Origin of the sequence: Haloglomus irregulare (assembly GCF_007421925.1) — an archaeon.
GTDB classification, from domain to species: Archaea; Halobacteriota; Halobacteria; order Halobacteriales; family Haloarculaceae; genus Haloglomus; species Haloglomus irregulare.
The window spans coordinates 1-25,123 of the sequence record NZ_QMDX01000011.1 but is presented as its reverse complement, the minus strand read 5'-3'; the positions used below and the strand labels follow the sequence as shown (position 1 = coordinate 25,123).

Sequence of the window (25,123 nt, the reverse complement as noted above, 5' to 3'; positions counted from 1 at the left end):
CCGCCCTTGCCGATACGCCTTTGAGCGACGCGGGAGTCCCATCGGACATGATCGACGAGACCGTCGCCGAGATACGGGACATGCAGACCCACAGTTCCTCGATCGTGGCTATCAAAGCCGCCGAGGCGCTGCGGGCGCTGCTCGACCGTGAGTACCCCTCGATCGAGGAGTACCGCCGGGATATAGAACGCAACAGCCGGGCGCTCAAGCGGGCACAGCCCTCCCACGCGACGCTGCATACGACGCAGGCGGAGATCCGCGCGGCCGTCGAGGACGCCGACCCGGCGGACGTGGCGGCCGCCAAGGCGGTGACGGCGGACGCCATCGACAGGGTGGTGGCGAATGTCGAGACGGGTAAACGCGAGGCCGCTATCAACGCCGCCGATACCCTCCACGATGGCGACACGCTCCTCACCCACGACTACTCCTCGACGGTGCTGGAGGCGGTCGAGCTGGCGGCCAGTGAGGGGCGCCATCTGGAGGTGTACGTGACCGAGGCCCGACCGCGCTACCTCGGGCGCCGGACGGCACGGACGCTCGCGCGTATCGACCGCGTGGAGGCTCACCTGCTGGTCGACTCGGCCAGCGGGGAGGTGCTCCCCGAATGCGACCGCGTCGCCGCCGGCATGTCCTGCATCGTCGACGACACATACTACAACCGGGTCGGCACGTTCCCCATCGCGGCGGCCGCGGCCGAGCTCGCGGTGCCGTTCACCGTGGTCGGCTCCTCGGCGAAGGTCATCGACGAGGGCGGGTTCCAGTTCGAGAACGAGTACCGGCCGGCGAGCGAGGTGATGCTCGAGCCGGCAGAGGGGTTCGACATCGAGAACCCGGCGTACGACGCGACGCCGACGCATCTCGTCGACTCGGTTGTCACCGACGAAGGAACGCTCTCGCCCTGACCGAGCGGAAACGGGAGGACTACGCGTACTTCGAGACGACGTTCAGGACCTCGTCGAGTTCCTCGCCGTCGAGCGCGTAGCGCTCCTGGGCGAAGACGGACCGGACCTCGTCGCGGTCCTGCGGGAGGGTGTCGGCGATCTTCGTGGCGGTCTTGGCGTCGAGCTTCTCCAGTTCCAGTAGGTCCTCGACCAGCGCCTGTCCGTCCTCGCCATCCATCTCGGCGAAGCGGTTGACGTGGTCGATGGCTCGCGCGAGCTCGTACCGCATCTCGCGGTCCTCGTCGAGCGCCCGCTCCTGCTCGACGCCCGCGAGGATCTCCTTGGCCTCGGCGGTGGTGATGTACTCGGCGTCGAGGGTCTCCTTGAAGATCGTCATTCCGTCTGGAGGCTGAGATGTGCGGGTTTGGCGATGACGGTTTTCTCCTTGCTGCCGTCGACGATGGTCACCTTGTAGGCTCGACCCTGCTCGCCCTCGACGGTCCCGGTGTGACCGTTGAACCGGGGGTGGAAGCGCCCGTCGGGGACGCTGGGATCGATATCGAGGTGGACCTTCTCACCCGCCTCGAACGACTCGACGGACTGTTGCGGCGGCGAGGTCCCGCGGTCGCGTGGCTTGTTCCGGAGTTTGTTACGTGTCCCGTGGAGTGGTCCGTTCGAGCTCGGCATAATCGTGCAGAATCGTTGACCCGAGGAGTACTTGAATGGTGTGTTATGTAGCGGTCGACGCGGTGCCCCCGGTCAGCGGACCTCGTCCGGCCGGAGGGCCGTGTCGGACTGCAGCCACGCGTGCTCCTCGTCCATCCGGTAGACGACGACCTCGTTGCCCTCCTCGCGGAGTTCCAGTGCGTCCATCTCCGCCTCCCATCGCTCCTCGTGACCCGGTTGCGGGCACCGGTCGCCCTCCAAGAGCTCGCGCGCCTGGTCCTCGGGGAGCCCGGATATCGCCGCACGGAACGCCCATGGCGCGAGCGGGTCGGTCCCACCCTCGGCCGACTCCGTGCCGTCCTCGCGAGCGCCGGCGCTCACGCCGACCACCCCGTCGTTGCCCGGGTCGAGCGGTGACTGCTGTCCCTCATGCTCTGTTACCCCGTAACGCACCAGTACATATAATCAGCATGGGCGTTATCGTGGCGCGAAACAACTGAGAGAGCGTCCTCTCGGCGGTCTCCGGACCCCCGGGGACGGACAGCGGCACAGCGGTCCGACGAGAGCGGGGTCGCTATATGCGGCCGACTTCCTCTACCTGCACCGACTCGACGTCCTCGACGCCGGCGAAGGCCTCCTCGACGGCCTCCGTGCCGCCGGCGTCGTCGGGGACGGTGACCGTCGGGAACAGCGCCACGAGTCCGAACGCGACGTCGTCGCGCTGGGTCCCCTTGATGTGGGCCCCCTCCGGCAGCGAGGCCTCCAGGCGCTCCTGCAGGGCATCGAGGTCCACGTCCGGGCTCTTCGGCATGACTTTGAGTTTGGCGGCGACCTTCCCCATCGTTATGGCCCCATGAAGCCGCAGCTGGAACACTCGTAGAGGTTGCTCTGCTTCCGACAGGTCGCACACCGGAAGATCAACTGCCCGCAGTCGGGGCAGTTGAAGCGGGCGGCGTTCGTCCCGGCGATGTTGATGCCACAGGAGACGCACTGGCGCGTCTCGCTGCTATCGGACTGACTCATACCTCCGTTTGGTCGTGGACCGTGTTTAAGCCTTGTCAAGCGGGCCGCCTCCCGCGAGCTGCTGGCACGGCGTCGGGTCCGTCCCGCCTGGTTTCAAGAACCGTCAGCCCCCGCTTCGGGTATGTCCGTTCACAACGCCGTCATCTACGCGGCGCACCTCCTAGTGGGGGCGCTCTGGACCGGGAGCGTGCTGTTCGCCGTGGCCGCGGTGCTGCCGACCGCCCGCGACGGCGATGTCCGCCCGGAGCCGCTCGCGGCCGTCTTCGGCCGGCTGATGACCCTCTCCCGTGTCAGTGCGGTCGTGATGCTCCTGACCGGCGGCCACATGGCCGCCCAGCTCTACACGTTCGAGACCCTGGCCGGCAGCACGCGCGGCCATCTCGTCCTCGCGATGACGCTGCTGTGGCTCGTGATGGCCGGACTGGTCGAGGTCGGTAACGCCCGGATGAGCGACGGCCTGGAGCTAAAGAAGGTCCGCTCGCCCGCCCGCGAGGCCGGCCGGTTCTACCGTGGTGCCGGCGTCGTCGCCATCCTGCTGCTCGTGGACGCGGGGCTCCTGGCGGCCAACAGCGCCGGCCTCCTGCCGCTCTGAGGGTGGCCCGCGCCACTGTATTGGCGCCCGGCTCGCCATGCTGTGGACGCGGCTCTCGCTGGCGACGCCGTCGCTCAGCATCACCCTCCAGCCGAGCGACCCAACCGGGGTCACCGCTCGGCGGCAGTGACCCCGGACGCCGCGGACTCGGCCGACGCTCCGGCACGTGCCCGGAAGACCACCCAGCCGCCGAACGCACTCAGCGTGCCGAGTTCGGCCAGCAGGAGTGCGCTCGTCGCCCCAGAGAGGACGAACGTCGTCGCCACGAGCGCGCGGAGAGCCCAGAGCGCCGCCACGATGCCGACGGTGCCGACGAGCACGGTCCCGGCCCGTGACCCGGCACTGTCGACGTGGTCGCCTGGGCCGTGCCTGCGGCGGACCCCGTCCAGCAGGAGCGCCGAGACGCCGGCGAGATACGCCGTCGACAGCGCGGGAACGTGCGCGATGCCCGGCTCGGGAACGGCGCCCGCGACGCCCAGTCCCAGGAAGGCCGCACCCGAGACCGCCGCGACCGCACGGTCGAGCGGGTCGTTCGCGGCGCGCCAGCAGCCCCGGGCGAACCCCAACCCGAGCGCGCCGGCCAGGCACAGTCCGAGGCCGAAGACGAGCGCTCCCGGCGCGCCCGGCCGGCCGAGGTCCGAGAGCCGCGCGCGGACCGGGAGCGCGCTGACGGTCGAGTCCAGCGCGACTGCGACCAGCACGCCAGCCGCGAGCGCGAGGCTGCTCCCGACGCCGGCAAGCCGTGTGCGCCTGTTCACGCCTGATGCCCGTGCCCCCGAGGCTTGGGCCTGACGCTCGGGGGCGGGTCGACGGCCGGTCGGTCAGTCGTCGCCCCCGGCCAGCAGCTCTGACCGGCGCGTTCGGCGGCGTTCAGCCTGGTGGCCGCCGAGGGAGGCCTGGAGGCGGTCGGCGATGGTCTCCCGGAGTTCGGTCGCGCGGTCGGCCTCGATGTCCAGCGCCTTCGGGTCGCCGCCGGTCAGCCCGCGCGAACCCGCGGTGTCGACGACGACGGTCGCGAGGTCGCGCCGGCGCTGGAACAGCGTCTGCCCCTCGATGACGGTCTGGACCCGGTAGTACGGGACGACCGTCGTCTCTCGGGACCAGAAGCCAGACCGGAGGACGACGTGGTTCTCCAGGACGGCGAAGCCGAGGTTGCGCCACTTCAGGTGGGCCGCAACCGGCGCCAGCGCCACCAGCGCCGCGACCCCGTACCAGGCGAACGAGAGTCCGGTGAACCGGTCGATGCCGTAGGCGATGGCCGTGAGCAGCAGCCCGACGATGGCGTAGCGGATGAGATACCGGGTCCGTGCGCGCGATGGGGGGCGCTCGAACTCGACCTCGCCGAACGGCTCCACCTCCCGTGCCAGTTCGACCGCCCGGTCGCGGCGGGTCAGTGGAACCGCCGACTCGGCGCCGCTGTCGCCGGGCGCGTAGCCCGCGGTCTCGACGGTGAGCGCAGCGTAGCCCAGCCGCCGGGCCAGGACGTTCTCCGAGAGGACGACCGACTGCACCTTCGACAGCGGGACCGTCCCGGTGTAGCGGTTGAGCAGCCCCCGCTCGTACCGGAGTTCGTCGCTCGCACGCGACAGCCGGAAGCCGTAGTAGTTGGTGACCGAGAACGCCGCGCTCGCGAGCACCGAGACGGTCACCACGATGCCGGCCAGCAGCGGGGCGGCGATGGCCAGCGAGAACAGCGGGTCGACGGCTTCCCGGGCCAGTGACGGGGCCGCGATGGGGACGATGGCCGAGAACAGCGAGAGCAGCCGGAGGTCGACGGAGACGAGCCCCAACAACAGCAGCTCCCGCGTCGACATGGCGAACAGCGGCTCCTCGACCGGCTCGTCGGCGGCCGTCGCGCCGGCCTCGGCGGCCCCGGCCGACCCGTCCTCCCGGCCGCGGTCGCGCTTCAGCCGGCCGATCTCGGCGCGGAGCCGTTCGGCCTCGGCCTCGCTCACGTAGCGGAAGTCGGCCTCCACGTCGCTCCCGCCGGCGGTCTCGACCGTGACCGCGGCGATACCGAGCGCGCGCTGGACGGCGTTCCGGCTCGTGTCGACGTTCTGCACCCGTCGGAGCGGTATCTCGCGGCTCCGGCGGGAGAACACGCCGGAGTCGATATCCAGCGTGTCCTCGGTCAGCCGGTACTCGAACCGGCGCCAGCGGGCGAACTGGTAGGCGCCAGCCAGCGCCAGGGCCCCGGCGACGACCGCGACCGCGACGAGCGGACCGGCGCCGGGGACCCGCGCGGAGCCGAAGCTGACGATGACCAGCAGCCAGCCCAGCCGGGCCGCCGTGATGACCGCGCCGTACGGGATGGAGAGCGCGGAGAGTCGCATCTCAGACGGCGTCCTCCCCCTCCGCGGCGATGGCGAGTCGTTTCAGCCGCTCCTGCAGGTCGTCGGCGCGCTCGGGCGTCAGCCCCGGGATGGTGACGTCCGCACCCCGGGAGCCGGCGGTGTAGACGACGACCGTCGCCAGCCCGAACGCGCGCTCGACCGGGCCGCGCGAGGCGTCGACGTGCTGGATGCGGACGTACGGCACCACCGTCCGGACCTGCGTCAGGACGCCGCGGTCGAGGAACAGGGAGTCGGTCCGGACCCGGTACGACCAGGACTCGTAGCGCAGATGTGCTCGCCCGGCACCGAGGACGAACAGCAGCGCGAAGACGGCCGGTCCGGCCCAGAGCGGCAGGTCGAAGACAGCCGCGACGGCACCCACGACGGTCCCGAGAACGAGGGCGCTCACCGCGGCGCGGAGGATCCACACCAGCCTGACGGCCGGCTCCAGGCTCCGCTCGGGGCCCGTGAGCTCCGCGACATCGATGTCGGAGGGCTGCAGCGGCTCCGTGCGGGTCCTGTCGTCCCCTGTGGCCGGGGACTCCGACGCCGGGGACGTGTCGTCGGGCGCGGTCGCCGCCTCCGATATGGTGGCGGTCGCTCGCCCGGTCCGGTCGGTCGCTGTGTCGTCGGCCGGAGGGCCACGGGTGGTCCCGTCGGGTACGGGGGCCTCACCCGCCTCGGTGTCGTCGGCCCGCGAGCCGTCGCCGTCACTCATCGGGCCCACCTAGTGGCGCGCGGGTAAAGTAGCCCCCGACCCCGCGCCGTGGAAGGGGGTCCAGTCATACCCGGCGGGGTGCCCCAGCGGTCACCGCTATCCGTGGGGAGTAGTGCAGGAGGGGCTCGCCCGCGGGATGGTCGAACCCGTTGGCGGCGAACAGTTCGTTGGTGACGAAGTCGGCGGTCGCGGGCGCCAGTTCCCACGGCTCGTGGTCGATGTCGCCGTACCAGATACCGCCGCGGTCGTCGGCGGTGTAGAAGCGGTAGTTCTCGACGAGGAACGCCTCCAGCGAGCCCGCCTCGGGGACGAACGCGTCGCCCTCGGGCCCGTACGCGGCCGCGAACGACGCGCTCCCGTCGGGCCGCTGCGAGCGGAAGGCCACCCGCTCCCCGGCCGCGTCGACGGTCATCGCCGCGCGATAGTAGGGTAGCTGGAACACCGACCGCGCGACGGCGACCCCGAGACGGTCGTCCGCGTCCAGGTTGAAGAAGTAGACCCCGCGGGGCCCCGCGCCCGAACCGTCCGCCGTCTCCCGGACGTAGGTGCGGAGGTTCAGCTCCCCGAAGGAGATGTCGAGCGGGGCGAGCCGTGGACCGATGGAGCTCATCACGAACGGGACCACCCCGAGGTAGGCGTCGCCCTCGTAGGTGGCCACGGTCAGCCCCCCCGGGAGGTGCTCCTCGACGACCGCCGGGTCGACCCGCCAATGTGCGAACAGCAGGTCCTCCCAGGTCATCGACAACAGGTCGATGTCGGCGATTCCGGCGCACATACACTGACGTTGGGCCCGGCGACGTATGCGGCTGACGGCGAACACCCAGCTTCGCCGGAAGGCAAAACCGCTGTTTGATCTTCCGACGGCTATACTGGCACGCGTTCACACGGACCGCGTATGCCTGATGCGAGGCCCCGACGGACGGCAGTGGCGCTGGCGCTGGTCGCACTGCTCCTGTTGGCCGGCTGCTCCGGGTTCGGCGGCTCGGAGGCGGGCGGGGCGGGCGATGCGGGCGACGCCGACCGACGGGACCCCGCCCCGGCCGACGCCGGGTCGGGTGACGGGGGCGGCGGCGACGAGGGCGACGATGGCGGGGACAGTGGAAGCGCCGCGCAGTCGTTCCGTGACACGAACCGCTCGCAGGCCATCGTCCGCACCGGACGCGTGCGGCTCCGGGTGGACGACTTCGACACGGCCCGGGACCGGGCGGTGAGCATCGCGCGGAACCACGACGGCTACGTCGCGGGCTCGGACACGAACGTCGACCGTGTCGGCAACCGGACCCGCACCACGGGCCGGCTCGTCCTCCGGGTCCGGAGCGACCAGTTCGGTGACGCCTTCGAGTCGCTGAAGACCGTCGGCGAGGTCCGGGCCGCGAGTTCGGACAGCGAGGACGTGCGCGACCAGCTGGTCGATCTGGACGCACGCCTCCGGAACCTCCGCGACCAGCGCGACCGGCTCCGGCGGCTGTACGGTAGCGCCAACGACACGGAGGCGGTGCTCCGGGTCGGTGAGCGGCTCTCGGACGTCCAGGAGCGCATCGAGCGGCTCGAGGCCGAGCGCCGGGCCCTCCGGGACGACGTTGCCTACGCCACTATCACCGTCGAACTCGGGGAGCCGGGGATCACGCCCACGCCGTCGCCGACGCTCACGCCCGGGCCCGCGTACCACGAGACCGGACTCGGTGCCGCACTACTGGACTCTATCGGCGGGGTGGTCGTCGCCCTCCGGGCACTGAGCGTCACGCTCGCCTACGTGCTGCCGTACGCGCTGGTGTTCGGGGCGCCGCTGGCCGGCGCCGGCTACCTCGCGAGACGGCGCGAGTTGTTCTGAACCGGCGAACGCGGCCCGCTCCCGTTCCGTGTGGCGAACGATCCGGGAGCGGACGGGATCCACCCGGGGTTTGTGACTCGACGTGAATACTCGTCCGGTAGGGAGAACCACGCCCTCGACTCGGGTCGAGAGCGCCTGCGAGGGCGGGCCCGCCGGGTCAGTCCGCGCCCGTCCTCCCGGCGTCACGCCCCAATACCGGCTCGTAGCCGTCGCGGACCTCCGAGCGTGGGGCGTCGGTCTCCCCCTGACGGACCATCGCGAACATCGGTGGGGCCGAATCCGCCGGGGGATCCGACCGTGTGGGCGGTGCTGGCGACCCCACACGGCGGTGCCGTCGGAGTGACACCGTTATCAGGGCCTGAAGCCGATGTGAGTCGTTTAAAGATCTGGGCATGTTATGAGACGATGTGACCAGCGCGGGACCCATGGACAGCGGGGCTGGTAACGACGAGCCGGCCACCACGTCGTCCTTCGTCGAGCAGGCCCCCGCAAACCTGCTGCTGCTCGGTCCCGCCGTCGAGAACGAGGGGAACGCAGTGTCGCGACTGCTGGAGACGACCTCCGGAACGCCGGCCCTGCTTGCGGTCTCGCTGCTGCGACCGCCGGCGGAGGTGCTGTCGGCGTGGGAGACGGCGTGGTTGACCCCACCGTCGGAGATCGCGGCCGTCGGCTGCAAGAACACGGCCGGCAGCCACGTCGACAAGACGCCCGAGACGAACTTCCGGTCGACGTCGGTCGCCGACCCGGGAGACCTGACGGGGTTGGGTATCCGTGTCAGCGAGTGCCTGAAGGCCTGGGAACACCGCCCGACGGTGGTCACCTTCGACTCGGTGACGACGATGCTCCAGTACGCGGACACCAGGCGCGTGTTCCAGTTCCTCCACGTGCTGACCAGGCAGCTCGACTCCGCCGGCGCGATGAGCGTCTTCCACATGGACCCCGAGGCCCACGACGGGCAGACGGTCTCGACCATCCGGAGCCTGTTCCAGGGCGTCTACGAGCGGTCGGAGGACGGCTGGGAGCGGGCCTAACCCCAGGCGTGCCAGGTGACCGGCGTGTCGGGGAGCCCGACGACGCGGACCAGCCCCCCTTTCTCGTCCTCGCGGACCTCGATTGTGCCGGCGAACGCCTCCTGCAGCATCGAGACCGTCCCGGCGTCGGCCTCGTCGGTCGCCAGCGTCGCAATGCCGAGATAGCTGGCGTCGCCGATGCGGTCCCGGACGAAGTGACAGAACTTGAACACGTCGGTCCGGTCGAGATGGCTCAGCATCCCGCTCAGCGAGAGCAGGCCGACACGGACGCGGTCGGCCCGCACTCCGGCGATGGCCTCGTTCAGCTCCCGGCCCAGCGCCGCCAGGTCGACCGGGTTCGTGGCGTCGGCCGACCGGCCGGTGACGTCGATGACGGCGAGCCGGTCGTCGGGGGTCCCACCCGTCAGGCCGGTGTACTCCGCTCGTAACTCCTCCGCCGGCCGGTCCGTGCTGACGGGGACGATACCCTCGTCGTCCTCGTGCCCCGCAAGCAGGAGGCGGAGGGCGGCGCGCTCGGCCACCGCGGCGGGTCCGGTCACCAGGAGCGTCCGGCCCGGCCGCTGATGCCGCGCCTCGCCGACGGGAAACGACGCACCCAGGTCGTACGGGGCACCGGCCCCGTCGCTGATCCTGCTCATGACCCGTATGGCTCACCCACGCCGCCGGACATCACGGCTCCTCGGTCCCCGTGTGCTCTGCTTCCTCGTCGATGTCCCGGAGCGCCGCGACGAACCCGGCGTCGTCGCCGGCGCCCGAATCCGTGTCCTCGAGCCGCGCCTCGAGCTCCGCGAGCCGGGCCTCCAGCTCGGCGAAGGCGTCGCTCTCGGCCAGCTCCTCGTTGCGCTTGCGGGCCTTCAGCGTCTCCCTCTTCGCGAGCAGCGAGGTGTACTCGTCGAGCGCGTCGGAGTAGGCCCCCTGCGAGCGGAGGCTCTGGATGGTGTCACGGAGCCGTTCCTCGTCGACCGGCTTGGTGAGGTAGGCGTCGAACCCCATCTCGATGATGTCGAAGTCCGGTTCGACGGCGGTCACCATGGCGAACTTCGCCTCCAGCCCGCGCTCTTTCAGCTCCGTCAGCGTCTCCTTGCCCGACAGCCCCGGCATCATCCGGTCGAGCAGTACCACGTCGACGCTCTCGTCGGCCATCCCGAGGGCCTCCTCACCCTCCGCGGCCGTGCGGACCTCGTAGTCCGCCGCCAGCCACAGCTCGTACGTCCGGCGGAGCTCCGCCTCGTCCTCCACGACCAGGATGGTGGCCCCGTCGGATGCGCCCTCGTGTTGGCTCATGACCGGGTCATGAGGGTCCACTCGAATAAACTCTCATGCCGCCACCGTCAGGCCGGAACCTCGACGGCGTCGGCGACGCTCTGCCCCGACTCCGCCGCCGGGTCCGCCGCCGCGAACCGGAGCACGAACACCGACCCGCGCGGCTCGTCGTCCTCGACGCGCACGGTGCCGCCGTACTTCCCCATCATCGTGTCGACGAAGAACAGCCCGAAGCCCGAGCCGGTGCTGTCCTCGTGGAGGCCGGTCCCGTCCCGGCGGAAGACGGCGTCTTTCAGTTCGTCGTCGATACCGGGGCCGTCGTCGGCGATACGCAGTTCGACCACCTCGTCGCCCCCGGGTCCCTCGACGGTCGCGGACACCTCGACGTGGGGCTCGGCATCGTCGTTGTGCTCGACGGCGTTCGAGACGACGTTCCCGACCACGTCGCCGAGCAGGTCGTCCGCGCGGACGTGGAGCGGGCCCTCGGGCAGGTCCAGGTCGACGACCACCCTGTCGTAGGTCTCCCGGGCCGCCTCCACCTCGCGTTCGAGCGTCGCTCGCAGGTCCGTCGCCTCCAGCCGCGGTCTGTTCGTCCGCAGCGCCTGCAGGATGGCCCGGGTCCGCTCGACCTGGTCGACCACGCCGGAGGTCTGGGTGAGGACGGTGGCCGCGAACTCCCGGACCCGGTCGTCCTCGGCCTGCTCCTCGATGAACTCCGCCCGGGACTGGACGATCATCATGCTGTTGAGGACGTCGTGCCGGATGATGCTGTTCAGTAGCTCGAAGTTGTCGCGGGCGCGCTCGGCCTGGCGCGCGTCCCGCTCGCTCCTGACGCTGAGCGACCCCAGCGCCGCCCCGCCCGCCGCCCCGAGACCACTCATGACGCCGAGGACGTACTGTGGCTCACCGACCGCGCGGGCCTCGGCCAACCGCACGATGATGGTCGTGTACAGCCCGCCGCCGACGAGCAGCAGCCCGGCGACCCCGAACAGGACGACGCGCCACCGCTCGCTGCCGTTGAACGACGAGTCGAGCAGGCGGTACGACGCGTAGACCACCACCAGCGCTGGGAGGGTGATCTGTCCGAACGCGACCAGCGGCCCCCACCTGAGGACGAGCGCGCTCAGCTCCCGCCAGAGGTTCCACACCCCCAGCCCCAGGAGTCCGATCCCGATCGCCCCGAGGACGAGCGGTGGGCCGTACGGCCCGCGCGGGCGTCGCATATCGGCTCCTCGTTCACCTCGGGGAAACCGTTTGCGGGTCCCCCGGTCGCCGGGGGGGCCTGGCGCCCGAAGGGACAAATACGCCGACGGTCAAGCCCGGACGGCATGTACCACGAACTCTCCCGGGCGGTGTTGCGTCTGGCGGTGGCGGCGGCGCTCGGGATGTTCGTCGGCTTCGAGCGCGAGCGGTCGGAGAAGGCCGCCGGGGTGCGGACCTTCGCCCTGCTCAGCCTCGCGGCCGCCGTCTTCGTTGTGTTGGAGCGGCCGCTGCTACTGGCGCTGGGAGGGCTGCTGGTCGTGGTACTGGGGGGCCTCCTCGGTGCGCGCGCCGTCTTCGGCGAGCGCGACGGGCTCGCACTTACGACCTCCAGTTCGATGCTCGTGGCCTACGGGGTCGGGGCCCTGGCGGGCTCGGGTGAACTGGTGATTGCGGTCGCCGTGGGCGTCGTCACCGCCCTGCTGCTGGTCTCCAAGCGCGAACTCCACGGGCTGGCCGAGACGCTCTCCCGCGAGGAGGTCCGTGCGGCGGCCCAGTTCGCCATCATCGGGTTCGTGGTCTACCCGCTGTTGCCCGCCGGCGAGCGGTCGGTCACGCTCCTCGAGGCGACCGTGACGGTCGAGCCACGCGTCGTCTGGGCGATGGTCGTCACGGTGGCCGGCATCGGCATCGTCAACTACGCGGCAGTCCGGCTGTACGGCGGCCGAGGCGTCGCCGTCACGGGCTTCCTCGGCGGACTGGCCTCCTCGACGGCGGTCGTCGGCTCCGCGGTCGACCACGTCCGGTCGGACGCCGCCGCGACCCCGTACGCGGTGGCGGCCGTCCTCCTCGGGAACGCGGCGATGGCGCTGCGCAACCTCGGCATCGCGCTCGTGTTCACGCTCGGCGCGACGGTGCCACCTCTGACCGACGTGGCAGTGCCGCTGGCCGTCCTCGCGGCCGGGAGCGTCGGCGCCGCGGCGGTGGTCGCGGACCGGGGGGGCTCGCTGGAGGTGTCGCTCGACCGGCCGTTCACGCTCCGGTACGCCCTCGGCTTCGGGCTCCTCTTCCTGCTGGTCGTCATCGCCGGGAGCCTCGCGGACTCGCTGTTCGGCACGGCCGGGTTCTACGTCACGGCCGCGCTGGCGGGCCTCGTCTCCTCGGCCGGCGTGACGACCTCCGCGGTCGTGCTCTACCGCAGCGGCGCGATGCCGCCCGAGAAGGCCGCCGTCGGCATCCTGGTCGCGACCGCGGCCAGCCTCGCGGTGAAGATCGCGCTCACGGCCCCCGCCCCCGACCGCGGGTTCACCCTCCGCGTGGCCGGCTGGTCGACCGCCACGGCGCTTGGCGCGGGCGTCGCGACCGGGCTGGTGCTGTTCGCCGGGTGAGCGCCGCCGGACCCGGCGTCCGCTCCCCGTCCTCCCGCAACCGCCCCCCGGTCGGGTGTGTCGCCGCGCTCCGGTCACCCGTCTATAAGAAGCCGCCGCCCCTATCCTCGGGCAGCGATGAAGATCTATACCGGCCGCGGCGACGAGGGGATGACCGACCTGCGCGATATGAGTCGGGTCTCCAAGACCAGCGCCCGCATCGAGGCGTACGGGACCGTCGACGAGGCCAACACCGTCGTCGGGATGGTCCGGCCCTCCGGCCACGACGACATCGACGAGAAGCTCTCGACGATCCAGAACCACCTCCACATCATCCAGGCGGACTTCGCCAACCCGGACACGGACGACGAGGACGCCCCCCACCTGGAGGCCGAGCACGTCGACGAGCTAGAGGCGTGGATGGACGAGTTCGACGAGGAGCTGGAGCCTCTGGAGAGTTTCATCCTGCCCGGCGGCAGCGAGCCCGGCGCGCACCTGCACCACGCCCGATCGGTCGTCCGACGGGCGGAGCGCCGCTCCGTGGAGCTGGCGACGGACGAACCCGTCAACGGGACCGCCGTCGCCTACCTCAACCGGCTCTCGGACGCGCTGTTCGTCTTCGCTCGCGTGGTCAACCAGCGCGACGGCGTCCCCGAGGAGTCGCCGACGTACTGAGCCCGAACGGCTCGGCGGCGCACGCGGCGCCCGGCGGCGACGAGGGCCCACACCTCCTCAGTCGTCGTCCGCGGCGGCCCCGGGCCCGGTCTCTGCCGCCGGCTCGGCCCGACCGTAGATCTCGTCGATGAGCCCCTGGTGGCGGCTGCGGATGACGCGGCGCTTCTTCTTCAGCGACGGCGTGAGCGCGTCGTTGTCCGCCGTCCACTCCTCCGGCGCGAGCCGGAACTCCTTGATCCTCTCGTGGCGGCCGAGCCGCTCGTTGACGGCCTCGACCTCCTCGCTCACCCACTCGCGGACCCGCTCGTCGTTCGCGACCGCCGCGGGGTCGTCGGGCAGGTCGATGCCCGCCTCGTCCGCCCAGTCGCGCAGCTGCTCGAAGTTCGGGACGATGACCGCGGCGATGAACTTCTCGTCGTCGCCGACGAGCATGATCTGGTCGATGCGCGCGGAGGTGGCGAACTCGTCCTCGATGGGCTCGGGGGCGACGTTCTTGCCCGTGTCGAGGACGATGAGGTTCTTCCGGCGGTCGACGAAGGAGTAGTAGTCGTCCTCGTCGCGGGCGACGATGTCGCCCGTCCGGAACCAGCCCGTCGCGGTGAACGCCGCCTCCGTCTTCTCCGGCTTGTTCCAGTAGCCCTCGAACACGTTGGGGCCCTTCGCCAGCAGCTCGCCGACCTCGCCGTCGGCGGCCTCCTCCTGCTCGGGGGAGACGACGCCCCGGTCGAGCTTGAGCTGGACGCCGTGCAGCGGCGGCCCCATCGTCCCGATCTTGATCTCCTCGGGCGGGTTGAAGACGAGCCCCGGGGCGGTTTCGGTGAGGCCGTACCCCTCGATGATGGTGATCCCCATCGCGCGGTAGAGTTTGGCGAGGTCCGTTGAGAGGGAGCCGCCGCCGCTGACGAACAGCTCGATGTTCCCCCCGAGCGCCTCGCGCACCTTCGAGAAGACCAGCTTGTCGGCGAGCTGCATCTTCGCCCGCAGGCCGACGCCCGGCGACTCGGCGTCGTCGTACGCCTGGCCGGTCTCGACCGCCCACTCGAAGATGCGCTTGGAGACCGCCGAGTCGCTGGCCTCCTCGCGCATCCCGTTGTAGATGCGCTCGTACACCCGGGGGACGGAGTTGGCGATCTGTGGCTTGACCTTCGCGATGTCGTCCCCGACGGTGTCCGGCGACTCGGCGTAGCCGATGGTGATGCCCGAAGCGAGCGACTGGAAGTGGCCCGACCGCTCGAAGGCGTGGGCGAGCGGCAGGAACGCCAGCGAGGTCTTGCCGGCCTCGAAGGTGGGCATGTCGTCGGGCTTGTCCGGCCGGGGACCGAGGCGCTTGCGGACGGCGTTCAGTAGCGTTCGCCAGTGCTTATGTTGGAGCATCACCCCCTTCGGGTCGCCCGTCGTCCCGGAGGTGTAGACGAGCGAGGAGAGGTCGGTCCAGTCCCGACGGTCGAGCCACCGCTCGACCTGCTCGCGGTCGAACTCCTCGGCGCCGCGCTGGTACACCTCCGCGAGCGTGCAGACGTCTGCGGTGATCGACTCGGCCACCTCGTCCGGGACGTCGTCGAGCGTGACCACGAAGCCGAGCCCGAGCCGGTCCTCGACCTCCGCGAGGGTGCCCAGCAGGTCGGCGTTCTCGACCACCACACCCATCGAGCCGGGGTCCTCGAGGAGGTACTGCACCTGCTCCGGGCTCGACTCCGTGTAGACGGTGGTCGCCACCGCCTCGGCCGTCTGGATGGCCATGTCGGCGTGAGCCCATTCCATCCGGGTGTCGGCGTAGATACTGACGCGGTCGTCGGCCTCCACGCCCAGGTCGCGGAAGCCGGCGGCCAGCCGCGCGACGATCTCCCCGACCCGTTCGTACGACAGCGGGGCGTACTCTCCGTCCGGAGCCGCCGGGACGATGCCCGCCGAGACCAGCGACCGGTCGTAGATACCGCCCTTGTAGAGCTGACAGTCGATGTCGCCGTGCCGCTCGACGGCGTCGAAGAACGCACGGGGGATGGTCGTCTCCCCGATCACCTCGTCCGTGTACTCCAGTTCGGCCTGTCGCCAATCCATGCGGGTCGGTACCGCTCACCGAACTTAACTCTACGGGGCCGTTCGTGCGCGGAACGGGCGTTCAGCCGCCCGGTTACGGGCGGAGCGTGCGGCCGCGAGGTCGCCGCGTCCGACCGTCCGACTCGGGATACGGCCGCCCGTCCACTGACGACTGACCCCGACCCGCCGGCGTGGGTCCGACAGCTGAACGCCACCCGTATCCCCACTCGCCTTCGGTTTCTACTACTAGCGCCATAACAAGTCGGGGGAATAGACGATTATCGCTGTCAGGCGCCCGTAACTGGAAAACGACCCTCCGGCGGCTAACCTCCCGCCAACGGGGTCGAACCGGCCCCATCCGAACCGCCGGTCCCGAGCCCCGATCGGCAACTCTTAAGTTCCGCGCCAGCGCATCCTCCCTGTGCGGGTCGGTGGTCTAGTCCGGTTATGACGGCTCCTTCACACGGAGCAGGCCGGCGGTTCGAATCCGCCCCGACCCACTTTCTGCTACCCGCGAGCGGGAAGATGCGGGTCCAGAAACGGCGTGTACGGCCGTTTGAGGGGACCCCTGTATAGATTGGCGCGGGGAAACGACAGTCGGCCTGACCTCTGCGAGGAGACGACAACAGAAGCCTCAACGTGGGAACGCTCCGAACCGCCATCCCGCCGGCGCGACCGTCACGCGACCGGCGTCCGGTGTGGAACGCCACCGGTTACATGTCCAGCACGTCCCGACTGTCCTGTGCCTCAGCCGCGAACGCCTCCACATCGCCGGTCACCGAGGGCACGTACACCTTCGTGTCGAGTGTCTTCTCCGCGTCCGGTGGCACGACCCCGAGCGGGCACTCGGACTTCCGGACCTGGACACCGTTCCCGTCGGTAAACCGGAACACGACGTCCAACTTCACCTCGTCGGACCGATTCCGCACTGACGCCCGGACTCGTGCTTTGGTCTCCTGTAGCTCCGTCACCGGCCGCTCGGTCCCACTCTCATCGAAGAACGCGCACGACGTCACACTCGACTTCTCCGCCGGCTCCGCGTTGATATACTCGAACAGCCGGTCCCCGATGTCCTCGACGATCGCCTCGGCTTCCGGTTCCTGGGCCTGACTCGCCAGTGCTCGGAGCCCGTTTACCCCGGACCGCATGCTACTCGCGATCGTCTGCCGGTTCCGGCTTTCCGTCTTCAGTTTCGCGTACTCACGCCATATCGTTCGAAACTGCTGTGAGTCCGCGTCGATATACTCCGCCAACTCGTTCAACTCCTGGTCGAAGTTCAGCAACTTCGGCAGTGGGACCCTGTCTCCGGGCGGTGCTAACTCGGCCTGCTCCGGTAGCTGCTCTGTCCCCGTCGAGTCGCTGTCGGTTGCCTCCGTGGTCGTGGTATCATCGAACTCGCCGGCCATGTTCAGTATCCACCCAACGACCATACTGAACACGGCAATCACGAGCACGGCGCTGACGAGCAGGAACCGGACGACTCCGGAGAACGCGAACACGAACACGGCCCAGAACGCGATGCTCACCGCGCCAACAGTCAGGAAGAACGACGCGAGGTTCTCCGGTGGCCGAATCGTTTCCGAGTCTGAATCAGTCGCCATTGGTAGGTACCGCACCGCTGGCTGCAACCGCATCGATGACCACTTGGAGGAGGTGCGAACCCCAGAGGCCAGCCGTCAGTCCGAAACACAGTGCCACTCCTGCAGCCCGAAGTTTTGACGGCGGGAGCCCAACCGCGAGCAGTACCGTCGCTGTGCCGAATATGAGCATCAGGAGGTACTGCACACGTGATAGCCGATCCATCCGACGTACATACGAGGTGACCATTGAGTGGTTTAGCTGAAGGAAGTTGAATAAAAAGGTGTTATGGAAACACCCGAAGACGACTGCGTGCGCCTGGTCGATGGCACCGACAGAGCCGGGATTCGGCCCCTGTCGAACCGCGACGGGTATCGCGTCGACGTCGAACTGATGGTCACCGTGGCGCCTCCCCGGACACCCTCCTGCGTCCGAACGAACCGACGACAGTGCTCGGCGGGGTCGGCACGACTGCTGGCAGCAAGCGTGGCGGGCCCGTCCCGGACGGCGTGTCACGCGGGGCGCCGTCGCTCCGACCGCTCCGGCTCCGTCGTCCGGTAGTGGCCGCCTGGCGGGCCGTCGACGAGTGCGGCCACCATCCACGGCACCACAGCCGCCGCCCGAGAACCGGGTGAATCCGGCATCGAAACAGGGAACGATGTCGTAGCGGCCTCATCCGCCCGCTGCTCGTCGCCGACGCGCGTTCATGAATCGGCCCGGGGGACGACGATACCGCGTCCCTCGCGCCCCAACTCTGCGGGTGTGGACCTATGTCCGAACGGGACCACTATCCACCTGATGAGTAGCGACGGAGCGGCGACGGAAGCCGAGGTGGGGGCGAACGGGGCCGACCCCGCGGACCCGGGCGCCGAGACCGGGGGAACAGCGCCGGAGGCGTCGTCGGTCGCCGACGAGGCAGCGGCCATCGAGTGTGCGTTCTGTGAGCAGCGCGTCCCGTCGCGCGAGGCCCTCGCGGTCGAGGTGGGTGAGGCCGGACGGGTGACCGTCTGTGCGTTCTGTGCCGATTCACTGTTCGATGGGGTGGACGTCGCGGCGACCCCGAACCCTGACGCCGGCCGTCCTCCGGAACCGCCCGCCGAGACGGACCGGGAGGGCGGGCGCACGTCGGTCGCCCCGGGCGCGGACGAGCACAGTGCGAGCACCATCGCCTGGACCCCGACTCCGCCGCGCGGCGACGGCGTCGCGGGGGCCCTCCTGCAGGCCCACTTCCTCTCGCTCTCCCTGCTCTGGGCCGTCCACCGGACGAACGTCCGCCTCGTGGAGCGGGTGCTGGAGGAGGTCGACGTCCAGCTCGTAACCGTGCTGGGCCTGACGCTCTCGGCGGTTGTCGCGACCGGGCTGGTGCTGGCGACGGCGCTGCCGTAATCGGCCATGAGGGCCGCTCACGCGGCCTGGAGCGGCCGCACGAGCCGGCGCGGGAGAACCGGCCGACCGGATACCACGCGGTAGTGGACCGACGGAGGTTCCTCTCGACGGCGGGTGCGACGGCGACGGGTCTGAGCGGCTGTCTCCCCGGCAGCGGTGGCGGCGGGTCCGGCAGTGACCGACTGGTCATCGGAACGTGCAGTGGTTCCATCGACTCCCCGTCCCCCTCGCCGGGGGGGTGGCTCGAGTCGGCGTTCGACACGGACTGGTCCGGCAGACGCCGAGCAACGAGCTGAACCACTACGTCCACACCAGCAGGCCGGCGTGGACGTCGAGGCCGACTGCCATCCGGGCCTGAACACCGATGACCTCGTCCGGGTCGACCGCGAGCCGGACGACCCGCGTCCATCTCGACCGGGCGGGCCGGGAACTCCTCGTCCGGGTTCGTGAGCCCACCGGCGGGGTCACCGTCGGGTTCGACCCGGCGGACGCACACGTCGGCGGCGTGGACGGGGGGTGAACGACCGAGCGAGGGTGTCGACCACGACCGGCGCTACGCGGACCCGCTCGTTTTCGACCTGACGGCGGAGTGACGGTGGTCGTGGCCGGGCGGTTCGAGCCGGGGTCAGGCGTGGAGCGTGGCCGCGAGCTCCTCGGAGACGACGTCCACGGCGGCGTGGGCGGTGTCCACGAGTTCGGTCATGCTGACGAAGCCGTGGATCATGTCCGCGTAGTGCTCGTGCCCGACGGCGACGTCGGCCTCGGCCAGCCGTTCGGCGTAGGCGATGCCCTCGTCCCGGAGCGGGTCGAAGCCGGCCGTCACCACGGTCGCCGAGGGGAGCCCGGAGAGGTCACGCGCCAAGAGCGGCGCCGCGTACTCGTTGCGCGCGTGGAGCTCGCTCGGGAGCCACCGCTCGTAGAACCAGTCGATGCTCGCTCGCTCGAGGAAGTAGCCCTCCGCGTTCTCCTCGTAGGAGTCGAAGTCGTGGAGAACCGGCGACGCGACCGCCGGGTAGACCAGGGACTGGTGGGCGAGCTCCGGCCCGTCGCGGTCCCGGGCCAGCAGCGACACCGCGGCCGCGAGGTTCCCGCCCGCGCTGTCCCCGCCGACCGCGACCCTGTCGGGGTCGCCCGAGACGTGCTCGGCGAACTCGCTGGCCCAGTCCGCCGCCGCGTAGGCGTCCTCCAGCTGCGCCGGGAACGGGTGCTCCGGGGCGAGCCGGTAGTCCACCGACAGCACCACCACCTCCGCGCGGTCGCAGATGGCGGAGGTGACGTTCTCGTACTCGTCCAGCCCGCCGATGACCCAGCCGCCGCCGTGGTAGTAGACCAGCACCGGGAACGGGCCCTCGCCCTCGGGGACGTACGCCCGGATCGGCAGATCGCCGTCCGGCCCCTCGATGGCGAAGTCGGCGACGTCACCGACCGCTGTCGCCGGCATCTCCGCCGTCAGTCGCCTGAACTGCTCCCGGGCGACGGTAGGGGTCACGCCGTACGTCGGCGGCGAGTTCTGCGCGTCGAGCATCGCCAGGACCTCCTGTGCCTGTGGGTGTGGCTCGTCGGCCATGCGCCCAGCGTCGGGTGACCGGATATTCAATGTGGGGTCCCGGCGGCCGGGGGCTCGCCGGGCGGACACCCGCCTACGACATCTCCGTCTCCGCTACCCGTCTGCCTCGCCGACGGTCGCGGTGAAGCCGATGTCCCGCAGGCGCTCGGCGAGGGGCATCCCGATACCCGACGCCGGGGTCAGGACGCCCCCCTCCAGCGGGGAGTCGATCTCGTCGCGGAGGAGGCACATCGCGGATTCACCGAGCATCCGCGCGGTCGCGCCGTAGCCCGGGTCCAGGTCGACGCCGAACTCGGCCTGCACCGTGAACTCGCCGTCGTCACCCGTCCCCCGCCCGAGGACGCTGACGAGGAAGTAGCCGTTCTCCATCTGCTGCTCGGAGGGGCCCTCGCCGGGGTCCGGGAACACGACGTCACTGAGCAGCGACCGGAGCGGGGAGACGGACATCGCGCCGGTGAACAGGCCGATACCGCCGGCGACGAGACTCGCGCTGGCCGCCCCGCCGAGCGACCGGCCGGTCGGAATGACCTCCGAACAGCGGAACTCGCGGCCGTAGCGGTAGTCAAGCAGCGCGTTGCTCCGTCGGACCACCCGCTCGTTCACCGCCGCCATCGGCGACGGGGCGGTCCACTCGGACCGCCAGCGGTCCTTCCTCGCGAGGCGGCGCGCACCCCGGTCGACGCCCTCGCGCTCGCCGGGCGGCGCCAGCGAGTACGGGTTCCGGAGCGTCTCGCGGGCGACGGGGTCCTCCGACGCGGCCTCGAACAGCTCGGCGAAGCTCGCCAGCGTCCCGCCGCTGACGCCGCCGCTCGCGTCGTCGACGTAGATGCGGACCTCCTCGCAGGGGGCACCGTGCTCTGCCGCCGCGTACGACTGGACGAGCAGGGTTCCCATGTCCGCCGGCACGGAGTCGAAACCGCAGCTGTTGATGATACGCGCCTCCGCCGCGACCGCGTCGTTGTGGTACTCGTCGACGACCTCCCGGATCCAGTTGATCTCCCCGGTCAGGTCGCAGTAGTCCGTCCCGGTTTCGATGCACGCCTCGACCAGCGGCGAGCCGTAGTTCGTGTACGGCCCGACCGTCGTGGCGACCACGTCCGTCTCCGCGGCCAGCGCACGGAGGCTCTCCGGATCGGTCGCGTCGCCGAGGACGATTGGGACCTCGGCCCACGCGTCCGTCGTCTCGCGGATATCGGCCCCGACGGAGCCGAGGCGCTCCTCGTCCCGGCCCCCCAGCGCCAGCGCCAGTTCGTCCGGCGTGTACTGTCCGGCCAGATACTCCGCGAGGAGTCGTCCGGCGACGCCGGTCGCGCCCCACACGACGATATCGTGGTCTCGGTCGCTCTCTGACACTGGAATCGACCTCTGATTCGGCCCCCAGCGTATAAACAGCCGGGTTCGACATCGGTGTCTCCCGTTCCACGTCGGTCGGTACACGATGCCGTGGCCTCCCGGACCGCCGTGACGGTCAGTTCGGGCCTCCCGGTGGGCGGCGAGCACCGCGGTGTGGCGCTGTCGCTCACGGGCCGGAGCGGAAAGAGGGGGTGGGGGAGAGATGGCCCGGAACCCCCGGGCCTAGGAACGGTATTGTGCGCATGGTACATAAACTTCCTCACCATCTGACGGTCGATGCCGTCGGGTGGTCACGTCGACGGCCGTCGTGGAGCTCCTCCCGACCGGCCGACGACTCGAGACACCGCGTGGGAGCCGCGCGACTGTGCGCCGTTCCGGAACGTCGCGCCGGTACCCTCACCATCGGCGACGGCCCGGACGGCCCACTCCGGGATGACGACCCGCATCACTCACCACGGCTCGCGTTCGGTGCCGCACGGCCGCGCGGCTACCAGTCGTGAGAACCGCAGTGGGGGGGTGGGGGGTGCGCCATGAACACGGCGCATCTGAAGCAAAACCGCCCGGGTATTTATACGAAACGTCTAAACACGTAGCGTCATCTCTCGTGCGTCGCTCCTCTCCCGGAACTCGTCGGGATCCGCTCCATCCAGCCGACCCCGGGCACCTCCCCGTTCTCCGCCGTGTGCAGCGGGGCGGTGTGCGAGATAGAGACGGGTGTGGCTCGCGCTCGCGGGGTCGACGGTCGTCACCGGTAAGAGGCAACGCCCCCAACGGTAGCCGTGACCGACCGATTCCGTCCAGACGGCGGCGACACGGGCGACGGCAGGGGCGGAGCGATGGACGAACCGGACGGGGTCGCGTCGACACAGCGGTACCTGCGGGCAAAGCGAACTGTCGACGACCGGGCGCTGAGCCGGGAGGTGTTCGATACGTTCGCGGCGGCGCTGGACGGGCCGACGCGCCTGATCGACGTCGCTGCTGGTGTCGGGACGATGCTGGAGCGCCTCTTGCGGTGGGAGGCACTCCCCGCTGAGGCCGACTACACGATGGTCGACATCGACCCGGCGAACGTGGCAGCTGCCGCCGAGTACCTGCCGTCGGTCGCCCGCTCGCTGGGGTATACCGTGTCGAGCCGGGAGACCTCGGCGGCACTGTTCCCGGACGCGACAGCAGCGTTCACACTGACGCTCCGGAAGGACGGCAGGACGGTCCGGGTCCAAGCCGGAACCGCCGATGTCTTCGAGTTCGTCTCCAGGGTGTCGGGCGGACGGACATGGGACACCCTCGTAGCCGGGGCGTTCCTCGACGTCGCACCCGGACCGGACGCAGTCGAATCGCTGTTCCGGCTCGTGCCCGGCGGCACGGCCTACTTCCCGATCACCTTCGACGGTGCAACGCGGTTCCTCCCGACGGATGACCGGGCGTTCGAACGGCGACTGGAGCGGCGGTGGCACGCCGGGATGCGAGAGGGTGACGACCCGAACGAGCCGCGGGCCGGGTCACGGGCCCCCGAGTGGGTCCGGGCCGCCGGGGGGTCCGTCGCCGCAGTCGGTGGGTCCGACTGGGTCGTGCGGCCCACGGAGTCCGGGTACCCGGCCGAGGAGGCGTACTTCCTCCGACACGTGTTGGGGCTCGTCGAGGGGTCGCTGGTCGACGACCCGGCGCTCTCGACCGACCGGGTCCGAGGGTGGTTGAGGACGCGCCGGGCGCAACTCGACGCCGCGGAACTGACCTATATCGCACACAACCTCGACGTGGTCGCCGCCGTCGGACCGAACGAGCGAGGCTGAACCTCCATCGACCGACCCCCGTCACCTGCAGTGAGTACCGTGCACGACGTGCGCCCGTACTCAGCACAGTCAACCGACTATCCAACGTAGCCTACGGAGCTGCTCGATGGCCTCAGTCGGGACCTGCGGGTACTGTGTGGGACGGACCACGTCGGCGCCGAGTCACTCGACGAGGTCGCGAGACCTCGTCTGGTCGGCCTCGGAGACGGCTGGTGGAGCCGCTCCCGGTGATGCTTCGGTCCCGGACGACGGTGTCACCCTCCGCCAGCTCGCCGTCCGGCCAGCAGTCGGCGTAGCCACGCGGGCCGCGGAGGGCGGGCAGACCGCCGGTGGCGGATTCGCGCGTCCGGTTGCCACCGATAGCGTGGCAGCCGGGCGCTATGCCGTCGTCGACGTCGGAGCGCCGCTGCCGTTCGGCGCTCGTGGCGAATGCCTCCCGCCGTCCCGTCCCGGGGGACCCCGGTCGATGTCCTCGATCTCGGCGCCGCACCACTCGCAGACGGGCGTCACCCCTGGGAGATGTCCTCAGCGGTCACGTCCGGGACCTCCGCGACCCGGAGCCTGCAGTCGCCCATCAACCTGAGTGCGACCTCGGCATCGCCGAGTCCGAGATAGAGATTCTCGCCGACGAAGCGACCGGCACCAACACCGACCGCTCCGGCTACCGCCAGATGCTGAAGCGCGTTCGCGACGGCGAGGTCGACCGCGTCGTCGTTCGCAAGGTGACACGCCTCGGCCGGACCATGCGGGCCATGTCCGAGAACGTTCATGAAATCGTCGAAGACCACGACACCGGACTGAACGTCCAGAACGATGGTCTGGAGGTGGAACCCGGCGGGGAGCTCTCGATGAACGACGAGATGATTCTCAACGTGCTCGCCTGGGCGGCCGAAATCGAGGCGAAGAAAATCCGGGAGAACACCAAGGAGGGACTTCGGGCCGCCGAGGCCGCCGGGAAGTGGGTGGGTCGGCCGCCCTGCGGGTTCACCACGGACGCCGACGGCTACCTGCAGCCAACCGAGGAGTTCGGTGACGCGGTCGAGGCCATCCGCGCCGTCGAAGACCTGGGGTGGAGTCACCGAAAGGCAGCTCGGTACACTGGGGTGCCTCGGCGGACGGTCCCCTCACTCGTCGAGGATAGAGAGGTGTATCTGAGTCAGCATGGGGCCGATGACTTCTGAGGAGGCTGGGGTTCGGCCCCTGCTCTAAGTCGTCTCGGTTGCGTCGCTGAGTCTGTGGACGGCGAGCATGGCGCTCCTATCCTACTGTACCTGAAAGGGGACGGATGCCGGGAGGTCTGGAGACCCCGGAACAGGGTTACACAGCGGGGCCCGCCAGACGAGTGGTACAACTCTGAGTACAGTATTAATCGCCGCCCCCGTTACGACGACCGAATCAGTCCCAGGTTCGGCCGGTCGGTGTCGTGCCGGGCGGCCTCCGTCGCTGTTGTCAAGCCCTGTTCGTCCCCGGCCCGTCGCAGGCGGCGAGATGCTGAGGATAGCCTCGCTCTCCGTAGTCGGTTCCGCACATCGGACAGGTGTCGTCGTCATACGGCCCGTCGGCCACGTCGCCGGCCGAGCCCGTGCAGCGCTCGCGGTGCTCGTTCAGCCCGACCGGGAACACGAACGCCTCGCCGCAATTGGGACAGCGCTCCATGCCGAGCGGTCGGGCGGCCGGTTGGTAACCGATTCGCCGGCCGTTGGTAACCAACAGCGTGGCGCGGGCGGCGCGAGGAGGCCGGTCCCGCAGTCGAAAAGTGGGGTTCGCGGCCACCGATACCCGCTCCAGCAGGCCGCTCGGCGTCAGTCTTCCGGGCCCCGGGCCTCGCGGCG

General features: G+C 70.3%; 27 protein-coding genes, 1 tRNA gene and 1 pseudogene. 11 read left to right on the top strand and 18 right to left on the bottom strand.

Translation table 11 applies throughout. The features are described from left to right. Window positions 1-47: 47 nt before the first annotated feature. On the top strand, window positions 48-902 hold the full coding sequence (locus DP107_RS14720; RefSeq protein ID WP_144262904.1) for a translation initiation factor eIF-2B: 855 nt from the start codon (window positions 48-50) through the stop codon (window positions 900-902). Window positions 903-921: 19 nt separating this feature from the next. Here DP107_RS14720 and DP107_RS14715 read toward each other — a convergent pair whose 3' ends face one another. From DP107_RS14715 to DP107_RS14695, 5 genes are all read right to left on the bottom strand, one after another. Next, entirely contained in the window at window positions 922-1,278 is a 357-nt protein-coding gene (locus DP107_RS14715) for an RNA polymerase Rpb4 family protein (protein ID WP_144262903.1), read from the bottom strand. Further along, window positions 1,275-1,568, bottom strand: coding sequence for a 50S ribosomal protein L21e (locus tag DP107_RS14710; RefSeq protein ID WP_144262902.1), 294 nt, complete (start codon window positions 1,566-1,568; stop codon window positions 1,275-1,277). Before DP107_RS14710 ends, DP107_RS14715 begins: the two co-directional genes overlap by 4 nt. Before the next feature lie 72 nt (window positions 1,569-1,640). After that, on the bottom strand, window positions 1,641-2,000 hold the full coding sequence (locus DP107_RS14705; protein ID WP_144262901.1) for a hypothetical protein: 360 nt from the start codon (window positions 1,998-2,000) through the stop codon (window positions 1,641-1,643). A 121-nt stretch (window positions 2,001-2,121) separates the two neighbouring features. Next, on the bottom strand, window positions 2,122-2,388 hold the full coding sequence (locus tag DP107_RS14700; protein ID WP_144262900.1) for an elongation factor 1-beta: 267 nt from the start codon (window positions 2,386-2,388) through the stop codon (window positions 2,122-2,124). A 2-nt stretch (window positions 2,389-2,390) separates the two neighbouring features. Next, window positions 2,391-2,570, bottom strand: coding sequence for an HVO_2753 family zinc finger protein (locus DP107_RS14695; protein ID WP_144262899.1), 180 nt, complete (start codon window positions 2,568-2,570; stop codon window positions 2,391-2,393). A gap of 121 nt (window positions 2,571-2,691) precedes the next feature. Here DP107_RS14695 and DP107_RS14690 point away from each other — a divergent pair, with 121 nt between their 5' ends. Next, a complete protein-coding gene (locus DP107_RS14690) occupies window positions 2,692-3,162 on the top strand; it encodes a CopD family protein (RefSeq protein WP_144262898.1) in 471 nt (156 codons plus the stop codon). Between the two features lie 110 nt (window positions 3,163-3,272). On the opposite strand, the gene DP107_RS14685 is transcribed toward DP107_RS14690, so the two are convergent. The 4 genes from DP107_RS14685 to DP107_RS14670 all read right to left on the bottom strand — a co-directional run bounded on the left by DP107_RS14685 (window position 3,273) and on the right by DP107_RS14670 (window position 6,988). Continuing rightward, window positions 3,273-3,920 carry a hypothetical protein gene (locus tag DP107_RS14685; RefSeq protein WP_144262897.1) on the bottom strand — a complete coding sequence of 216 codons (648 nt, stop codon included), beginning with the start codon at window positions 3,918-3,920 and terminating at the stop codon, window positions 3,273-3,275. Window positions 3,921-3,983: 63 nt separating this feature from the next. After that, a complete protein-coding gene (locus DP107_RS14680; protein ID WP_144262896.1) occupies window positions 3,984-5,495 on the bottom strand; it encodes a PH domain-containing protein in 1,512 nt (503 codons plus the stop codon). A 1-nt stretch (window position 5,496) separates the two neighbouring features. Then, window positions 5,497-5,997 carry a PH domain-containing protein gene (locus DP107_RS14675; protein ID WP_394348548.1) on the bottom strand — a complete coding sequence of 167 codons (501 nt, stop codon included), beginning with the start codon at window positions 5,995-5,997 and terminating at the stop codon, window positions 5,497-5,499. Between the two features lie 280 nt (window positions 5,998-6,277). Then, the gene (locus DP107_RS14670) at window positions 6,278-6,988 is read right to left on the bottom strand and encodes a YqjF family protein (protein ID WP_144262894.1); all 711 of its coding nucleotides are present in this window, start codon (window positions 6,986-6,988) and stop codon (window positions 6,278-6,280) included. 120 nt (window positions 6,989-7,108) lie between these two features. Between DP107_RS14670 and DP107_RS14665 the strand changes: the two genes are divergently transcribed. Next, window positions 7,109-8,044: a DUF4349 domain-containing protein gene (locus tag DP107_RS14665; protein WP_144262893.1), complete on the top strand. Its 936-nt coding sequence runs from the start codon at window positions 7,109-7,111 to the stop codon at window positions 8,042-8,044. A gap of 425 nt (window positions 8,045-8,469) precedes the next feature. After that, the gene (locus DP107_RS14660; protein WP_144262892.1) at window positions 8,470-9,075 is read left to right on the top strand and encodes a DUF7504 family protein; all 606 of its coding nucleotides are present in this window, start codon (window positions 8,470-8,472) and stop codon (window positions 9,073-9,075) included. Here DP107_RS14660 and DP107_RS14655 read toward each other — a convergent pair. The 3 genes from DP107_RS14655 to DP107_RS14645 are packed head-to-tail and all read right to left on the bottom strand — an operon-like array spanning window position 9,072 to window position 11,561. Beyond that, on the bottom strand, window positions 9,072-9,713 hold the full coding sequence (locus tag DP107_RS14655) for a DUF7504 family protein (RefSeq protein WP_144262891.1): 642 nt from the start codon (window positions 9,711-9,713) through the stop codon (window positions 9,072-9,074). The two genes, DP107_RS14660 and DP107_RS14655, sit on opposite strands and share 4 nt — an antisense overlap. Before the next feature lie 31 nt (window positions 9,714-9,744). Continuing rightward, window positions 9,745-10,359, bottom strand: a complete 615-nt coding sequence (locus tag DP107_RS14650) for a response regulator (RefSeq protein WP_144262890.1) — start codon at window positions 10,357-10,359, stop codon at window positions 9,745-9,747. A 47-nt stretch (window positions 10,360-10,406) separates the two neighbouring features. Next, window positions 10,407-11,561, bottom strand: coding sequence for a sensor histidine kinase (locus tag DP107_RS14645; protein WP_144262889.1), 1,155 nt, complete (start codon window positions 11,559-11,561; stop codon window positions 10,407-10,409). A 105-nt stretch (window positions 11,562-11,666) separates the two neighbouring features. Here DP107_RS14645 and DP107_RS14640 point away from each other — a divergent pair, with 105 nt between their 5' ends. Together DP107_RS14640 and DP107_RS14635 are read left to right on the top strand one after the other, a co-directional pair. Continuing rightward, window positions 11,667-12,926 carry an MgtC/SapB family protein gene (locus DP107_RS14640; protein WP_144262888.1) on the top strand — a complete coding sequence of 420 codons (1,260 nt, stop codon included), beginning with the start codon at window positions 11,667-11,669 and terminating at the stop codon, window positions 12,924-12,926. A 117-nt stretch (window positions 12,927-13,043) separates the two neighbouring features. Further along, a complete protein-coding gene (locus DP107_RS14635) occupies window positions 13,044-13,580 on the top strand; it encodes a cob(I)yrinic acid a,c-diamide adenosyltransferase (protein ID WP_144262887.1) in 537 nt (178 codons plus the stop codon). A 57-nt stretch (window positions 13,581-13,637) separates the two neighbouring features. Here the strand turns inward: DP107_RS14635 and DP107_RS14630 are convergent, their stop codons facing one another. Next, the gene (locus tag DP107_RS14630; RefSeq protein ID WP_144262886.1) at window positions 13,638-15,638 is read right to left on the bottom strand and encodes an AMP-dependent synthetase/ligase; all 2,001 of its coding nucleotides are present in this window, start codon (window positions 15,636-15,638) and stop codon (window positions 13,638-13,640) included. Window positions 15,639-16,042: 404 nt separating this feature from the next. Here DP107_RS14630 and DP107_RS14625 point away from each other — a divergent pair. Next, window positions 16,043-16,117, top strand: a tRNA-Val gene (locus DP107_RS14625). A 213-nt stretch (window positions 16,118-16,330) separates the two neighbouring features. On the opposite strand, the gene DP107_RS14620 is transcribed toward DP107_RS14625, so the two are convergent. Both DP107_RS14620 and DP107_RS14615 read right to left on the bottom strand, forming a co-directional pair. After that, window positions 16,331-17,218 (bottom strand): hypothetical protein, encoded by an 888-nt coding sequence (locus tag DP107_RS14620; RefSeq protein ID WP_144262885.1) that lies wholly within the window; start codon window positions 17,216-17,218, stop codon window positions 16,331-16,333. Beyond that, a complete protein-coding gene (locus DP107_RS14615) occupies window positions 17,208-17,402 on the bottom strand; it encodes a hypothetical protein (RefSeq protein ID WP_144262884.1) in 195 nt (64 codons plus the stop codon). Before DP107_RS14615 ends, DP107_RS14620 begins: the two co-directional genes overlap by 11 nt. A 591-nt stretch (window positions 17,403-17,993) precedes the next feature. On the opposite strand from DP107_RS14615, the gene DP107_RS14610 reads away from it, so the two are divergent. Continuing rightward, window positions 17,994-18,581, top strand: coding sequence for a hypothetical protein (locus tag DP107_RS14610; RefSeq protein WP_144262883.1), 588 nt, complete (start codon window positions 17,994-17,996; stop codon window positions 18,579-18,581). Window positions 18,582-18,972: 391 nt separating this feature from the next. Continuing rightward, window positions 18,973-19,101 (top strand): annotated as a pseudogene (locus DP107_RS14605) (ABC transporter ATP-binding protein); the annotation flags it as partial. A gap of 105 nt (window positions 19,102-19,206) precedes the next feature. Here the strand turns inward: DP107_RS14605 and DP107_RS14600 are convergent. Both DP107_RS14600 and DP107_RS14595 read right to left on the bottom strand, forming a co-directional pair. After that, entirely contained in the window at window positions 19,207-20,148 is a 942-nt protein-coding gene (locus DP107_RS14600; RefSeq protein WP_144262882.1) for an alpha/beta hydrolase, read from the bottom strand. Window positions 20,149-20,241: 93 nt separating this feature from the next. After that, a complete protein-coding gene (locus DP107_RS14595; protein WP_144262881.1) occupies window positions 20,242-21,501 on the bottom strand; it encodes a saccharopine dehydrogenase family protein in 1,260 nt (419 codons plus the stop codon). 779 nt (window positions 21,502-22,280) lie between these two features. Between DP107_RS14595 and DP107_RS14590 the strand changes: the two genes are divergently transcribed. Together DP107_RS14590 and DP107_RS20535 are read left to right on the top strand one after the other, a co-directional pair. Continuing rightward, complete coding sequence (locus DP107_RS14590) at window positions 22,281-23,291, top strand: methyltransferase domain-containing protein (protein ID WP_144262880.1); 1,011 nt, start codon at window positions 22,281-22,283, stop codon at window positions 23,289-23,291. Between the two features lie 380 nt (window positions 23,292-23,671). After that, a complete protein-coding gene (locus DP107_RS20535; protein WP_238330892.1) occupies window positions 23,672-24,472 on the top strand; it encodes a recombinase family protein in 801 nt (266 codons plus the stop codon). A gap of 268 nt (window positions 24,473-24,740) precedes the next feature. Here DP107_RS20535 and DP107_RS14580 read toward each other — a convergent pair whose 3' ends face one another. After that, the gene (locus DP107_RS14580; protein WP_144262878.1) at window positions 24,741-24,947 is read right to left on the bottom strand and encodes a hypothetical protein; all 207 of its coding nucleotides are present in this window, start codon (window positions 24,945-24,947) and stop codon (window positions 24,741-24,743) included. Between the last annotated feature and the right edge of the window lie 176 nt (window positions 24,948-25,123).

What these genes read in the sequence shown, in the direction of transcription:
- DP107_RS14720 (WP_144262904.1), top strand. Translation starts at nt 48, where the DNA reads ATGATCGACGAGACCGTCGCCGAGATACGGGACATGCAGACCCACAGT.
- DP107_RS14665 (WP_144262893.1), top strand. Translation starts at nt 7,109, where the DNA reads ATGCCTGATGCGAGGCCCCGACGGACGGCAGTGGCGCTGGCGCTGGTC.
- DP107_RS14690 (WP_144262898.1), top strand. Translation starts at nt 2,692, where the DNA reads ATGTCCGTTCACAACGCCGTCATCTACGCGGCGCACCTCCTAGTGGGG.
- DP107_RS14610 (WP_144262883.1), top strand. Translation starts at nt 17,994, where the DNA reads ATGAGTAGCGACGGAGCGGCGACGGAAGCCGAGGTGGGGGCGAACGGG.
- DP107_RS14660 (WP_144262892.1), top strand. Translation starts at nt 8,470, where the DNA reads ATGGACAGCGGGGCTGGTAACGACGAGCCGGCCACCACGTCGTCCTTC.
- DP107_RS14655 (WP_144262891.1), bottom strand. Translation starts at nt 9,713, where the DNA reads ATGAGCAGGATCAGCGACGGGGCCGGTGCCCCGTACGACCTGGGTGCG.
- DP107_RS14710 (WP_144262902.1), bottom strand. Translation starts at nt 1,568, where the DNA reads ATGCCGAGCTCGAACGGACCACTCCACGGGACACGTAACAAACTCCGG.
- DP107_RS14700 (WP_144262900.1), bottom strand. Translation starts at nt 2,388, where the DNA reads ATGGGGAAGGTCGCCGCCAAACTCAAAGTCATGCCGAAGAGCCCGGAC.
- DP107_RS14645 (WP_144262889.1), bottom strand. Translation starts at nt 11,561, where the DNA reads ATGCGACGCCCGCGCGGGCCGTACGGCCCACCGCTCGTCCTCGGGGCG.
- DP107_RS14580 (WP_144262878.1), bottom strand. Translation starts at nt 24,947, where the DNA reads ATGGAGCGCTGTCCCAATTGCGGCGAGGCGTTCGTGTTCCCGGTCGGG.
- DP107_RS14620 (WP_144262885.1), bottom strand. Translation starts at nt 17,218, where the DNA reads ATGGCGACTGATTCAGACTCGGAAACGATTCGGCCACCGGAGAACCTC.
- DP107_RS20535 (WP_238330892.1), top strand. Translation starts at nt 23,672, where the DNA reads ATGCCGTCGTCGACGTCGGAGCGCCGCTGCCGTTCGGCGCTCGTGGCG.
- DP107_RS14630 (WP_144262886.1), bottom strand. Translation starts at nt 15,638, where the DNA reads ATGGATTGGCGACAGGCCGAACTGGAGTACACGGACGAGGTGATCGGG.
- DP107_RS14670 (WP_144262894.1), bottom strand. Translation starts at nt 6,988, where the DNA reads ATGTGCGCCGGAATCGCCGACATCGACCTGTTGTCGATGACCTGGGAG.
- DP107_RS14650 (WP_144262890.1), bottom strand. Translation starts at nt 10,359, where the DNA reads ATGAGCCAACACGAGGGCGCATCCGACGGGGCCACCATCCTGGTCGTG.
- DP107_RS14695 (WP_144262899.1), bottom strand. Translation starts at nt 2,570, where the DNA reads ATGAGTCAGTCCGATAGCAGCGAGACGCGCCAGTGCGTCTCCTGTGGC.
- DP107_RS14715 (WP_144262903.1), bottom strand. Translation starts at nt 1,278, where the DNA reads ATGACGATCTTCAAGGAGACCCTCGACGCCGAGTACATCACCACCGCC.
- DP107_RS14680 (WP_144262896.1), bottom strand. Translation starts at nt 5,495, where the DNA reads ATGCGACTCTCCGCGCTCTCCATCCCGTACGGCGCGGTCATCACGGCG.
- DP107_RS14635 (WP_144262887.1), top strand. Translation starts at nt 13,044, where the DNA reads ATGAAGATCTATACCGGCCGCGGCGACGAGGGGATGACCGACCTGCGC.
- DP107_RS14600 (WP_144262882.1), bottom strand. Translation starts at nt 20,148, where the DNA reads ATGGCCGACGAGCCACACCCACAGGCACAGGAGGTCCTGGCGATGCTC.
- DP107_RS14640 (WP_144262888.1), top strand. Translation starts at nt 11,667, where the DNA reads ATGTACCACGAACTCTCCCGGGCGGTGTTGCGTCTGGCGGTGGCGGCG.